Annotated in this window: 13 protein-coding genes; all 13 read right to left on the reverse strand. The window is 65.9% G+C overall.

From position 1 onward, the window contains the following. Nucleotides 1-22 precede the first annotated feature (22 nt). The 13 genes from B0G62_RS00335 to B0G62_RS00395 all read right to left on the reverse strand — a co-directional run bounded on the left by B0G62_RS00335 (nt 23) and on the right by B0G62_RS00395 (nt 13,641). Nucleotides 23-637 carry a DUF4126 domain-containing protein gene (locus tag B0G62_RS00335; protein WP_103701443.1) on the reverse strand — a complete coding sequence of 205 codons (615 nt, stop codon included), beginning with the start codon at nt 635-637 and terminating at the stop codon, nt 23-25. A 332-nt stretch (nt 638-969) separates the two neighbouring features. Further along, complete coding sequence (sugE, locus tag B0G62_RS00340; protein ID WP_103701445.1) at nt 970-1,290, reverse strand: quaternary ammonium compound efflux SMR transporter SugE; 321 nt, start codon at nt 1,288-1,290, stop codon at nt 970-972. A gap of 113 nt (nt 1,291-1,403) precedes the next feature. After that, nucleotides 1,404-2,102 carry a two-component system response regulator KdpE gene (kdpE, locus tag B0G62_RS00345; RefSeq protein WP_103702833.1) on the reverse strand — a complete coding sequence of 233 codons (699 nt, stop codon included), beginning with the start codon at nt 2,100-2,102 and terminating at the stop codon, nt 1,404-1,406. Then, entirely contained in the window at nt 2,095-4,995 is a 2,901-nt protein-coding gene (locus B0G62_RS00350) for a sensor histidine kinase (protein ID WP_103701447.1), read from the reverse strand. The genes kdpE and B0G62_RS00350 overlap by 8 nt, the downstream gene beginning before the upstream one ends. 153 nt (nt 4,996-5,148) lie before the next feature. Continuing rightward, the gene (gene kdpC / locus B0G62_RS00355) at nt 5,149-5,727 is read right to left on the reverse strand and encodes a potassium-transporting ATPase subunit KdpC (protein ID WP_103701449.1); all 579 of its coding nucleotides are present in this window, start codon (nt 5,725-5,727) and stop codon (nt 5,149-5,151) included. A 40-nt stretch (nt 5,728-5,767) separates the two neighbouring features. After that, on the reverse strand, nt 5,768-7,864 hold the full coding sequence (kdpB, locus tag B0G62_RS00360) for a potassium-transporting ATPase subunit KdpB (RefSeq protein WP_103701451.1): 2,097 nt from the start codon (nt 7,862-7,864) through the stop codon (nt 5,768-5,770). Between the two features lie 16 nt (nt 7,865-7,880). After that, nucleotides 7,881-9,686: a potassium-transporting ATPase subunit KdpA gene (kdpA, locus tag B0G62_RS00365; RefSeq protein WP_103701453.1), complete on the reverse strand. Its 1,806-nt coding sequence runs from the start codon at nt 9,684-9,686 to the stop codon at nt 7,881-7,883. Then, nucleotides 9,683-9,775: a K(+)-transporting ATPase subunit F gene (kdpF, locus tag B0G62_RS00370; RefSeq protein ID WP_027819619.1), complete on the reverse strand. Its 93-nt coding sequence runs from the start codon at nt 9,773-9,775 to the stop codon at nt 9,683-9,685. The genes kdpA and kdpF overlap by 4 nt, the downstream gene beginning before the upstream one ends. Then, on the reverse strand, nt 9,772-9,897 hold the full coding sequence (locus B0G62_RS00375) for a potassium ABC transporter ATPase (RefSeq protein WP_103701455.1): 126 nt from the start codon (nt 9,895-9,897) through the stop codon (nt 9,772-9,774). Before B0G62_RS00375 ends, kdpF begins: the two co-directional genes overlap by 4 nt. Nucleotides 9,898-10,035: 138 nt before the next feature. After that, nucleotides 10,036-10,905: a phosphotransferase family protein gene (locus B0G62_RS00380; RefSeq protein ID WP_167401162.1), complete on the reverse strand. Its 870-nt coding sequence runs from the start codon at nt 10,903-10,905 to the stop codon at nt 10,036-10,038. Between the two features lie 457 nt (nt 10,906-11,362). Continuing rightward, on the reverse strand, nt 11,363-12,337 hold the full coding sequence (locus B0G62_RS00385) for a quinone oxidoreductase family protein (protein WP_103701460.1): 975 nt from the start codon (nt 12,335-12,337) through the stop codon (nt 11,363-11,365). A gap of 71 nt (nt 12,338-12,408) precedes the next feature. Further along, complete coding sequence (locus B0G62_RS00390) at nt 12,409-12,798, reverse strand: methylglyoxal synthase (protein ID WP_103701462.1); 390 nt, start codon at nt 12,796-12,798, stop codon at nt 12,409-12,411. Nucleotides 12,799-12,861: 63 nt separating this feature from the next. Continuing rightward, entirely contained in the window at nt 12,862-13,641 is a 780-nt protein-coding gene (locus tag B0G62_RS00395) for an SDR family oxidoreductase (RefSeq protein ID WP_103701464.1), read from the reverse strand. Nucleotides 13,642-13,664 lie beyond the last annotated feature (23 nt).

Below are 13,664 nucleotides of genomic sequence, written 5' to 3' on the forward strand. Positions count from 1 at the left end.
GACGGGGAAGGATTAGCGCCGTTCAATCGTGACGGCTCCGCAGCGAGAAACGCGTGACCATATGCGTGGCCATGCCGCGAAAGCCGCCCTGCACGCCGCGCCACAAACGCGGCAACGCCCACGTCGCGACCAGCAGGAAGGCGATCAGCATCACGAGAAAGAGCAGCGGAACAAAAAACGCGAGCAGGACGCCAACGAAGGTCATGCCGTCCTCGGCGCTGGAGGTGACGACGTTCGACACCGGCTCGGGCGACAGATTGATGAGCGCGCGCGTGCCCGCTTTGGCCAGATGCGCCGTGCCCGCGAGCGTGCCGCCCGCGAGCGCGGCGATCGTCAGCACGGCCGGATCGGCGTGGCCGAGCGCGCCAGCCGCCAGCACGGCGCCTGCGGGAATGCGGATGAAGGTGTGCACGGCATCCCACAGCGAATCGAGCGCGGGGATTTTATCGGCGAGAAATTCGAGCACGGTGAGCGCGGCGGCGACGCCGATCACCCAGGGCGAGGACAGGATCGCGAGCGTATCGGGAAGATGAATGACGCCCAGGCGCTGCATCACGCCGGCCATCAGGACCGTGAGGTAGAGGCGCAGGCCGCTGCCCCAGGACAGGCCCGCGGCGAGAGATAAGGGTTCCAGCATGACTGCCTCCTCGCGCGAGGCCCGCGCGGCGCCGTTCCCCACGAAACGGGCGTAGCGCGGCGTCCAGATTCGTCCGGCGGAGCTGAAAAAACCGGGGGACAAAAAGACGGCGGCGCTCGCGGCGTCTGCGGCGCTTGGGTGTTATCGGGTGGTGACCATCTCATTATAGCCACGCACGCTGCGCCGCCGCAGCGCGGTTTTGACGTTCTGCTGCGCCCGCGCCACGCCTGGCGCGCAATAAATCGCACGAAAATGCGCACCGCATCGCGCAGCGGCGCATAACGGCGCGCGATGTCTGCTTGAGCGTCCGCGCCGTTATTCGCGCGGCGAATTCACGCAGCCGACGACAGCTTGAGACCGATCAGACCCGCAACGATCAGCAAGGCGCTGAGTACGCGGGCCACGCTCACGGCTTCGCCCATCACGACGATGCCGAGCACGAACGCGCCCACCGCGCCGATACCGGTCCAGACCGCATAGGCGGTGCCCAGCGGCAACTGGCGCATGGCGAGCGCGAGCAGCCAGAAACTGCCCAGCGCCGTCACGACGGTAAACACCGACGGCCAGAGCCGCGAGAATCCTTCGGAAGATTTCAGACCGGTGGCCCATGCCACTTCGAGCAGGCCGGCAATGAGGAGATAGAGCCAGGGCATCAGGAACGCTCCACGAGAAAAATGGGGCCGTCCCCGAAAAAAAAGAAGCGCAAGGTCGTCCTTACGCTTCTGTAAGTATAGCAAAACTGGTCAGACCGGGCTTGCGGGCTGCCTCACTGCACCCCGACGAGCCGATAACCCACGCCCGTCTCGGTGATGATGTGCTCGGGCTGGGCGGGATCGCGTTCCAGCTTCTGGCGCAAATGGGCCATATAGATGCGCAGATAGTGGCTGCTTTCCACATGCGACGGTCCCCAGACCTCGCGCAGCAACTGGCGGTGCGTCAGCACGCGGCCTGCGTCGCGCACGAGCGTGGCCAGCAGCCGGTACTCGATCGGCGTGAGGTGCACGGGCGCGCCCTCGCGCGTCACCTGGCGCAGTCCCAGATCGACGATCACCGCGCCGAAGCTCACCTGCGGCTCCTCGTTCGCGCCGCCCCGGTTGCGTCGGCGCAGATGGGCGCGGATGCGCGCGAGCAGTTCGGACACGCCAAACGGCTTGGTCAGGTAATCGTCGGCGCCCGCGTCGAGCGCGGCGACTTTTTCGCTCTCCTGGGTGCGCGCGGACAGCACGATCACCGGCAGATCGCTCCAGCCGCGCAGCTCGCGGATCACGTCGAGGCCGTCCGTGTCGGGCAGCCCCAGATCGACGATGACGAGATCGGGCTTGCGCGTGGCCGCTTCCACCAGCCCCTGCTTGCCGGTTTCGGCGTCATGGACGGCGATGCCCTCGCCTTCCAGCGAGGCGCGCACGAAGCGGCGGATCTGCTTCTCGTCTTCGATCAGCACAACGGAAAGGCTCGGGTCACTCATGGGCGGCATTCGAATCGAGAAGAGGTTTGGTGGGCAAGTCGTGCGGATCTTCCGCGTGATCTTCCACGCTGTCGTCATGCCCGTCGGCCGGCAACGGCGGCGGCTCTTCCACCGGCAGCGCGAACCAGAACGACGCGCCCGCGACACGACCGTCGGCGTCCACGCCGTCCACGCGATTGGCCGCGCCGATTGTACCGCCGTGCGCCTCGACGATCGCGCGGCAGATCGCGAGTCCCAGGCCGATGCCGGGCTTGGCCGATTCCTTCTCGCCGCGCGTGAACTTCTCGAACACGCGCTCGCCCATGCCGGGCGGCAAACCCGGGCCGTGATCGTCGATACTCACGCGCACGAAGGGCTGGCCGCCCTGCTCCACGCGGCGCGCGGCGATGGTCAAGGGCGTATCGGGCGGCGTGTACTTCGCGGCGTTTTCCAGCAGATTCGAGAACAGCCGCTCCATCAGCACGGCGTCGAGCTGCAGCAGCGGCAAATCCTCTTCGAGCTTCACCTGCACCGGATGGCGCGCCAGCACGCGTCGGCACGCCGCCAGCGCCGCGCCGACGGTTTCCTCCAGCAGCGTCCACTGGCGGTTGAGCTTGAGACTGCCCGCCTGCAGCCGCGCCATGTCGAGCAGATTCGTGACGATGCCGGTCATGCGCAGCGCCTCGTCGTGAATCGCCTCGATCAGTTCGCCCTCGCGCGCGTTCTGCGGATCGTGCGCGCCGGTGCTCGGCTCGTGCGTCTGCGCGAGCATCGACGAAAAGCCGACGATCGTCGTGAGCGGCGTGCGCAGATCGTGCGAGATCGCCGAAAGCAGGGAATTGCGCAACCGTTCGGACTCCATGTTGACGAGCGCGTCGCGCGCGATCTCCACGTAATGCACGCGTTCGAGCGCGAGCGCGATCTGCGCGGCGAAGGCATCGAGCATGCGCTGCTGCTCCGGCACCTGCAATTCGCGCGCGTCGCGCGTGACCACGGCCAGCACGCCGCGCGTGCGCATCGGCGCCTTGAGCGGCAGGTAGCGCGCCACCGCCGCGGGCAAGGTATCGGTGCCGTGGCCAGCGGGCTTTTGCTGGTCGTAGACCCACTGCCCCACATCGATGTCGAGGCTCGACGCATCGAGCATGATCTGCGGATCGGGGTCTTCGATCTTCTGCTGGACCTTGTCGGCGCTATCGGGCAACAGGATCGCCGCGCGCGCGCCGAACACCTCGCTCACATGGCGGCTGCCGATCGCGACGATCTGCTCGGTCGCCAGCGCCGCCGCCAGTTCGCGCGCCATCGCGTACATCGCGCCCGTGCGCTGTTCGCGGCGCTGCGCGACGCTCGCCTCGCGGCGCAGGCTCGACGTGAGATGGCTGATGACGAGCGATGTCAGCAACATGCCGACGAAGGTGAGCAGATATTGCGTGTCGCTCACCGAAAACGACAGGCGCGGCGGCACGAAGAAGAAGTCGTAAGCAGCCACGCTCGCGAACGAGAGCAGCACGCCCGGCCCGCGCCCGAGCTTCGTCGCCGTGAAGATCACGCCGAGCAGATAGAGCATCACCAGATTGGCGAGTGCAATGCGGTCGTTCAACTGGTTGGCAAGCAAGGTGATGCAGGCGCAGATCACCATCGCCGCTGCATAGGCGCGCGGCGGCGAACGGCCATTGCCGGGCGCCCCACCCTGCCCGATCGCGGCGCGCCAGGCATTGGCCGCGCGCGCGGCGGCCGATCCGCTGTCGACGCTTGCGCGAGTATTCAGCCGATCGATTTCGTTACCGCTCGCGCGCACGAGCGTCAGATCGGCGTCGCCGGTTTTCTCTGCAAGACGCTCGCCGAACGGTCGCCTGAACCAGCGCGAAAAGCCTGTGCGCAGCGACGCGCCCGCGATCAGCTTCGACACATTGCGCAGCCGTGCATAGCCCGCGAGCGTGACGGCGGCGTCCTCACCGGCCAGCGTCGCCGTTTCCGCGCCCAGTTCCGCCGCGAGCTTGAGCGCGCCGAGCGTGCGCTCGCGGATCGCATCGGGCAGGCGCTGAAGCCTGGGCGTTTCGACATAGACGGCGATCCAGTCGGCCTTGAGGCTCGCCGCCAGACGCGCCGCCGCGCGCACCAGCGCGCTCGCCTCGGGGCCGGGGCCGAGGCACAGCAGCAACCGCTCGCGCGCCTGCCAGACATGCTGGATCGAGCGGTCGGCGCGGTACTCGTGCATCTGCGCATCGACGCGATCGGCGGTGCGGCGCAGCGCCAGTTCGCGCAGCGCGATCAGATTGCCCTTGCGGAAGAAGTTGCGCACCGCGCGCTCGGCCTGGGCGGGCAGATAGACCTTGCCGTCGCGCATACGGTCGAGCAGTTCCTCGGCGGGCAGGTCGACCAGCGTGACTTCATCGGCGCCATCGAACACGCGGTCGGGCACCGTCTCCCACACGCGGATGCCGGTGATCTGCCCCACCACGTCGTTGAGGCTTTCCAGATGCTGGACGTTGACGGTCGTATAGACGTCGATGCCCGCGTCAAGCAGTTCGTACACGTCCTGCCAGCGCTTCAGGTGGCGCGCGCCAGGCACGTTCGAATGGGCCAGCTCGTCCACCAGCACGAGTTGCGGCTTGCGCGCGAGCGTGGCGTCGAGATCGAATTCATCGAGCATGCGTCCGCGATAGGCAAGACGCAGTCGCGGCAGCACGTCGAGACCATTGGTGAGCGCGGCGGTCTCGCTGCGCCCGTGGGTTTCGACGATGCCGACCACCACGTCCACGCCTTCTTCGGCGCGGCGGCGCGCGGCCTGCAACATCGCATAGGTCTTGCCGACGCCCGCCGAGGCGCCGAAGAAAATCTTCAGCTTGCCGCGGCGGCGTTTTTCTTCCTCGCGCTGCAGGCGGTCGAGGAGTTCGTCGGGATCGGGGCGGTTCATGCGGCGTGGGCGAATAGTGTCGTGTTCGGGTCGGGTGTCGCGGCGCAGACGATGATCGTCTCACCGTAACACTCTTGTTGGCAAACAGCGTGCAAACGGCAAACCGCACGCCGCTCACACGGCGCGCGGTGCGTTCAGGTCAAACCGAAACGCTCAACTCGCGTCCTTGCCGTCGAGCGCGAGATTCAGCTCCAGCACGTTCACGCGCGGCTCGCCGAAGAGGCCGAACTGCCGCCCCTTCGTGTAACGGTCCACCAGCGCCTGTACGTCGTTCACGCTGATATTGCGCGCCTTCGCCACGCGTGCGACCTGATACGCGGCGGCGGCGGGCGTTATCTCCGGATCGAGACCGCTGGCCGACGAGGTCACGAGATCGGCGGGAATCGGCTGCGAGACATCGGTGCCGGCGGCCTTGAGCGCGTCGATGCGGCCTTTGACTTCATCGGCGAGCGCCGGGTTGGTCGGGCCGAGGTTCGAGCCGCCCGAGCTTTGCGCGTTGTACGGCATCGGCGAGGTGGCCGACAGACGCCCCCAGAAGTACTGGGGCGCATCGAACTGCTGGCCGATCAACTCGCTGCCCACCACCTTGTCGTTCACCTGCAAGAGACTGCCGTTGACCTGGCGATGGAACACCGCCTGGCCGAACGCCGTCATCACGGCGGGATAGACGAGACCGGTGATCGCCGCGAGCACGGCGAACAGCACGATCAGAGGACGAAACTGCGCTTTCATATGCATTCCTGTCTAAATAGTGGCGCGGGTAGCACGAGCCTCAAACCCAGCCGAACGCGGCCAGCACCATGTCGATCAGCTTGATGCACGGGAACGGCAGGAGAATGCCGCCGAGGCCGTAGACCAGCAGATTGCGGCGCAGCAGCGTCGCGGCGCCGAGCGGCCGATACTTCACGCCCTTGAGCGCGAGCGGAATCAGCATCACGATGATGAGCGCGTTGAAAATCACCGCCGAGAGAATCGCCGACGCCGGCGACGTCAGATGCATGACGTCGAGCACCCGCAGTTGCGGATACGTCGAAGCAAACGCCGCCGGAATGATCGCGAAATACTTGGCGACGTCGTTGGCGATCGAGAATGTCGTGAGCGAGCCGCGCGTCATCAGCATCTGCTTGCCGATCTCGACGATCTCGATGAGCTTGGTCGGATTTGAATCGAGATCGACCATGTTGCCCGCTTCCTTCGCGGCCTGGGTGCCCGTGTTCATGGCCACCGCGACGTCGGCCTGCGCGAGCGCCGGGGCGTCGTTGGTGCCGTCGCCCGTCATCGCCACGAGCTTGCCCTGCGCCTGATGTTCGCGGATGGTCGCGAGCTTGGTTTCCGGCGTCGCCTGCGCGAGGAAATCGTCCACGCCCGCTTCGGCGGCGATCGCGGCGGCGGTCAGGCGGTTGTCGCCCGTCACCATCACGGTCTTGATGCCCATCTTGCGCAGTTCGGCAAAACGCTCCTTGATGCCGCCCTTCACCACATCCTTCAACTCGATCACGCCCAGCACGCGCGCCTGTGCGTCGTCGCCTTCGCCATGACGCTCCGCGACCACGAGCGGCGTGCTGCCGCGCCGCGCGACTTCATCGACCGCCGCGCTCACTTCGGCCGGGAAGCGGCCGCCATGCTGCTCGACGTAGTGCTTCACGGCGTCGGCGGCGCCCTTGCGGATCTCGCGGCCCGGCATGTCCACGCCGCTCATGCGCGTCTGCGCGCTGAAGGCGAGAAAGACGGCGTGCAGCGCAGCCATGTCGCGCTGGCGAATGTTGAAGCGCTGCTTGGCGAGCACGACGATGCTGCGGCCTTCCGGCGTTTCGTCGGCGAGCGACGCGAGTTGCGCGCAATCGGCGAGCGCTTCCTCGTTGACGCCGGGCGCGGCCACGAACGCCGATGCCTGACGGTTGCCCAGCGTGATCGTGCCGGTCTTGTCGAGCAGCAGCACGTCCACGTCGCCGGCCGCTTCCACGGCGCGGCCCGAGGTGGCGATCACGTTGGCCTGCATCATGCGGCTCATGCCCGCCACGCCGATCGCCGAAAGCAGCCCGCCGATGGTGGTCGGAATCAGGCACACGAGCAGCGCGGTGAGCGCCGTGATCGTGACCACGTGCCCCATCTTCGCGGCTTCGACGGAGAACATCGAGAACGGCAACAGCGTGGCCGTGGCGAGCAGCAGCACGATCGACAGCGCGACCAGCAGGATCGTCAGCGCGATCTCGTTGGGCGTTTTCTGGCGCTTGGCGCCTTCGACCATCGCAATCATGCGGTCGAGGAAGGCTTCGCCCGGATTGGCCGTCACGCGCACGACGATCCAGTCGGACAGCACGCGCGTGCCGCCCGTGACGGACGAGAAGTCGCCGCCCGACTCGCGGATCACCGGCGCGGATTCGCCCGTGATGGCCGATTCGTCGACCGAGGCGACACCTTCGATGACTTCGCCATCGGCGGGGATCACGTCGCCGGTTTCGACCAGCACCACGTCGCCTTTGCGCAGGTCGGTGGCGGTGGTGATGCGGATCGGCGCCTTCGGATGCGGCTCGTTGAGCTTCTTGGCCATCACGTCGCGCTTGGCCTGGCGCAGCGATGCGGCCTGCGCCTTCGAGCGGCCTTCCGCGAGCGCTTCCGCGAAGTTCGCGAACAGCACCGTGAACCACAGCCACAGCGCGACCGCGAGAATGAAGCCTGCGGGCGCTTCGGCCTGGCCCATCAGCGCCGCGATCCAGAGGATCGTCGTGAGCACGCTGCCCACGTAGACGCAGAACATCACCGGGTTGCGCAACTGGGTGCGCGGCTTGAGTTTCCTGAACGAATCCACGATGGCCGGACGCAAGAGCGCCGGATCGAACATGGACCGTGTTGCACTATGTTGTGTCATTTGATGGTGTCCCCGTTCAATGCACGCCGAGCATGATCAGATGCTCGACACCCGGACCGAGCGCGAGCGCCGGCACATAGGTGAGCGCGCCCACCAGCAGCACGCAGCCGAGCAGCAGCACGACGAACAGCGGTCCGTGCGTGGGCAGCGTGCCGCCCGTCACGGCGATGCGCTTCTTGCTCGCAAGCGAACCCGCGATGGCGAGCACCGGCACGATGGTGCCGAAGCGGCCGAACCACATCGCAATGCCCAGCAGCCAGTTGTAGAACGGCGTGTTGACGGACAGGCCCGCGAACGCGCTGCCGTTGTTGTTGGCGGCGGAGCTGAACGCGTAGAGGATTTCGGAGAAGCCGTGCGCGCCTGGATTGGCGATGCCGGCCTTGCCCGCATCGGAAAGCACCGCAATCGAGGTGCCGAGCAGCACCAGCAGCGGCGTGAGCAGAATCACGATCGACACCATCTTCATTTCGAACGATTCGATCTTCTTGCCCACGTATTCCGGCGTGCGCCCGATCATCAGACCGGCGACGAACACCGCGAGCAGCGCGAACACCAGCATGCCGTACAGCCCAGAGCCCACCCCGCCGAAGATCACTTCGCCCAACTGGATGAAGAGCATCGGCACGAGGCCGCCGATCGGCGTGAGCGAATCGTGCATCGCGTTCACCGCACCGCACGAAGCCGCCGTGGTCGTCACGACGAAGATGCCCGTTTGCGCGATGCCAAAGCGCGTTTCCTTGCCTTCCATATTGCCGCCGGCCTGCAAGGCGCTGGCGTGCTGATCGACGTTGAGCGTCGCGAGCATCGGATTGCCGGCCTGCTCCGCCGACAGTTCCACGCCCACCGCCACGGCAAACGCAATCGTCATCACCGCGAGCACCGCCACGCCTTGCCTGCGGTCGCCCACGACGTTGCCGAACACGAGGCACAGCGCCGCCGGAATGATCAGGATCGCCAACATTTCGACGGTGTTCGAAAACGGCGTCGGGTTCTCGTACGGATGCGCCGAGTTCGCGTTGAAGAAGCCGCCGCCATTGGTGCCGAGCATCTTGATCGCTTCCTGCGAAGCGACCGGGCCCATCGCGAGCGTCTGCGTCGTCACTTTCGTATCGACGGTGACGGGATTGCCCTTCGCATCCTTGATGGCATTGCCCTGGGCGTCGAGCTTGGGCGCCGCGTAGGTGGTGGTCTGCAGCGTCGGCACGTCCTGATACGACTTGAAGTTCTGGATCATGCCCTGGCTCATCAACAGCGCCGCGACGAGCGCCGACATCGGCACGAGGATGTATAGCGTCGTGCGCGTGAGATCGACCCAGAAGTTGCCGATGGTTTGCACCGAATGGCGCGCGAAACCGCGAATCAGCGCGATCACCACCACAATGCCCGTCGCCGCCGAGAGAAAGTTCTGCACGGTCAGGCCGAGCATCTGCGTGAGATAGCTCACGGTTTGCTCGGGCGAGTAGTCCTGCCAGTTGGTGTTGGTGACGAAGCTCACGGCGGTGTTGAACGCGCCGTCCGGCGTCATCGCGCTGAATGCCTGCGGGTTGCCGGGCAGCCAGCCCTGCACGCGCAGCAGCACGTAGAGAAAGCCCACGCCGAGCACGTTGAACGAGATGGTGGCGAGCGCATAGCGCTTCCAGTTCATCTCGGTGTTCGGATCGACGCCGGCGATGCGGTACAGCAGATTCTCCACCGGCGCGAACAGGCGCACGATACGCGAGCGCCCATCCAGCACGCGCGTGATGTAGCCCGCGACCGGTACCGCCAGCGCAAGCAGAACGACGAGGAAAATACCCGTCTGCAACAGATTGTTGGCGTTCATTCGATATCCTCCGCGCGCAGCAGCGCATGGACGAGATAGACGAACAGCAACAGCGTCGCGGCCCCCGACAGCCAGAAAATCCAGGTCATGAGCGCGCTCCCGTGGCGTTCTGATCGACGCGACGGTACTGCATGAGCTTCCCGCAGCCGGCGATCAACGCGTAAGTGAGCGCGGCGAAGACCGCCAGCCCCCCGATATACAGCACATCCATTGTCGTGTTCTCCGTTGATGGATGGCGGTAAGGTACGGTTTATCGCGTTAATTCCGGATCAAAGCTTGGGGTGGGCGTATAAAAAACGCGTAAACAGCGTGCGATTCAAGGGCACGCGCGGGGAGAAGGCGGGCGAAACTACGCGCCGCTCGCGTCGAGCAGGCCGTGGACGATGGGGCCAAGCGCGCTCGCCCGCGCGGCATCGCCTATTGCATCGGCCGCGACGATCGCCGTCGTCAGCCACAATGCGCTGTAAAAATACATCGCGCGACGCGCCTCGCCTTCCGGTTGCCAGCGCTCGACGAGCGCCTCGCCATAGATGCGCGCGGCGCCGCCCTCCTGCACCGCCAACTGGGCAAGCGTATTGCCCACCGCGAGCAGCGGGTCGCCATAGCACACGAAGTCGAGGTCGATCAGGCCGCTCAATTTGCCCTTATCGACGATCACGTTTTTTGTCGTCACGTCGTCAAGAAAGCAGACAGACTGGACCGACTGGAAGTACGGTTCCAGTTCGCGGCGCAAGCCGCGTAGACGGGATCGCAGCCGGTTCAGCGGCGTGGGCGGTTCGTCCAGCGGTTCTTCGACCGGCCGCCCGAACATATCGCTCCAACTCGCGCCCAGGGCCGGCCGCCCGATCGGCGCCCAGCCGAAACCCTGCCCCGGCGGCAGCGCCGCCACACGCTGCTGGCAGGTTGCGACCGTATCGGCGAGCGCGGCGGCCTCCGCGGCCTGCATCAGCGGCAATTCGAAGGTGAGATCGCGCCCCGGCAGCCAGCTCATCACGACAAACGAGCCGCCCGACGAGAGGGCGCCCGACCCCAGCACTGTTTGCACCGGCACGCCGATATCACACAGCGCGCCCAGATTGTGCGCGGTGTACGCGAACGCGCCGCGCAGCGGGCTCATGCGCAGAACCACGGTCCGGGCGTCGGCCAGATCGACACGAAAAACGGTATTGCCGCTTTGCGACAAGGTCTGCCGCTCGATCGCCAGCGCCTCGACTTGCATCGTAGTCCGAATGATCGAGTGTGCCTGCGCGAGCGCGATCGATTCGTCAGTCGGCTGGGGAGTTTGCGCGCCTGTGGGAGGAAGGGATTCGGGAGCAGAAGGCGCAGCGATAATCGACATGAAAGAAAGGCCCCGATTCCGATTTGTAAGCGGCACTGCCGCAGAATTGCGAGGCAGTGTAGGGAGCCATCTTTTGGATCGGCTTTCGGTTGAAATTACATGTATTACCCTTCGTGACGGCGCGCCGCCCACGCTCGATTAAACATTACGATTAATTTCGTGGCGTTACCGTTTATGAGAATTCAGGCGCACTTTGGTAAGAACTTGCCCTATTTCAAGGCCACACCCTTTCCTGCCGAAAGTTTTTGCAAGCTCTTTGGATCATAAAAAAGCGCGCATGGGAGCCATGCGCGCTTTCCTGGTTTTCGTCTACCGCGTTCGGCAATCGCGCGAGTCTTTACGGAGTCAGAATCGTCGATCCAGTCGTGCGCCGCGCTTCGAGATCGGCGTGCGCCTGGCCCACGTCCTGCAGCGCATAGCGCTGGTTGATCGACGTCTTCACCTTGCCCGATGCAATCACCTCGAACAGTTCAGCCGACATCGCTTCGTAATCGCTGCGTTTGGCGATGTACGAGAACAGCGTCGGGCGCGTGAAGAACAGCGAGCCGCGCGAAGCAAACTCCTGCGATTCGATCGGCGGCAATGGCCCCGACGCATTGCCAAAGCTCACGAACATGCCCAGCGGCGCGAGGCAGTCGAGCGACTTCACATACGTGTCGCGGCCGATCGAGTCGTACACCACCGGCACGCCCGCGCCGTTCGTGATCTCGCGCACGCGCGCCTTGAAGTCCTCGCGCGTATAGACGATCGGATGATCGCAGCCGTGCGCGCGGGCGACTTCGGCTTTTTCGTCCGAGCCGACCGTGCCGATCACGGTCGCGCCCAGCGCCTTGGCCCACTGGCACACGATCAGGCCCACGCCGCCCGCGGCCGCCTGGATCAGGATCGTGTCGCCCGGCTTCACCCGGTACGTGCGGCGCAGCAGATACTGCGCGGTGAGGCCCTGAAGCATGCCCGATGCGGCCTGCTCGTCGCTGATCGCATCGGGCAGGCGTATCGCCTGGTCCGCGCGCAATACGCGCTCCTGCGCGTAGGCACCCGGCGGACGGGCGACATAGGCCACGCGCTCGCCCACTTTCACGCTCGTCACGCCCGCGCCGACGGCCACCACTTCGCCCGCCGCTTCCATGCCCAGCCCCGCGGGCAAAGGCTGCGGATACAGCCCGGAGCGGAAATACACGTCGATGTAATTCAGGCCGCACGCGCTCTGCTTCACGCGGATTTCGCCCTCGCCCGGCTCGCCCACTTCGACATCGACCCACTTCATTACTTCGGGGCCGCCGGTTCGCTCGTATCGGATTGCCTTGGTCATTATGTCTCTTCCACAGTCAGAGGTTCGTCTGCGCCCGCGAGCGCGGCGCTCGCAACGCTCGCAAAGGCGACTCAGATCACATCTTTCATCCGCAGCGTGAGCGCATCGAGAATCATGCGCGCCGTCGAGATATTGGTCGCGCACGGCACGTCATGCACGTCGCAGGCGCGCACGAGCGCGTTGATGTCGGGTTCGTGCGGCTGCGGCGTCATGGGGTCACGCAGGAAAATCACCACATCGACGTTACCTTCGGCGAGGCGCGCGCCGATCTGCAGGTCGCCGCCGTGCGGGCCGGACAGCAGGCGCTCGACGTTCAGACCGTGCGCGGCGGCGATGCGCCCGCCGGTCGTGCCGGTCGCGAGCAGTTCGCAGCAGCGCAGCGTCTCGACGTATTCGCCGGCGAGCCTGACGATGTCGTCTTTCTTGTGGTCGTGCGCGATCAGTGCGACGCGGGTGGGCATGGGTTCGGCTCCTGGCTTCGGTTAAATGAAATGACGCGGATAAATCGCGCACATCCTGGCACGTCAGAAGGTGCCTGGATAGGCGCCGCCGTCGATGAGCCAGTTCTGTCCCGTGATATAGCCCGCGTGGACGCTGCACAGGAACGCGCAGGCGCGGCCGAATTCGTCCGGCGTGCCGAAGCGCCCAGCCGGGATCGACTTCATGCGGCGCGCGCGCACTTCGTCCAGCGACAGATCGCTCTTGCCGGCCTGCGCGACCATGGTGGTCTTGATGCGATCGGTATCGAACAGGCCCGGCAGCAGGCTGTTGATCGTCACGCCCGTGCTCGCCACCTGGCGCGCCACGCCCGCGACAAAGCCCGTGAGCCCCGAGCGCGCGCCGTTCGACAGGCCCAGCACGTCGATGGGCGCCTTCACCGACGAACTCGTGATGTTGACGATGCGCCCGAAGCCGCGCGCGATCATGTCGTCGATGGTCGCCTGGATCAGGGCGATCGGCGTGAGCATATTGGCGTCGAGCGCGGCCAGCCACTGTTCGCGCGTAAAAGTGCGGAAGTCGCCCGGCGGCGGGCCGCCCGCATTGTTGACGAGGATGTCCGGCGACGGGCACGCGGCCAGCGCCGCGGCGCGCCCCGCTTCCGTGGTGATGTCGCACGCCACGGCCTTGACCTCGACGCCCGTGGCCGCGCGGATCTGCGCGGCGGTTTCCTCAAGGGTGCTTTGCGTGCGCGCGACGATCGTCACGTTGACGCCTTCGGCGGCGAGCGCCTCGGCGCAACCGCGCCCCAATCCCTTGCTGGCCGCACACACCAGCGCGGTGCGTCCTGCAATGCCCATGTCCATGGTGATTTCCTCGTCGCTTGCTT

Origin of the sequence: Paraburkholderia eburnea, from assembly GCF_002917095.1 — a bacterium.
Classification (GTDB): domain Bacteria; phylum Pseudomonadota; class Gammaproteobacteria; order Burkholderiales; family Burkholderiaceae; genus Paraburkholderia; species Paraburkholderia eburnea.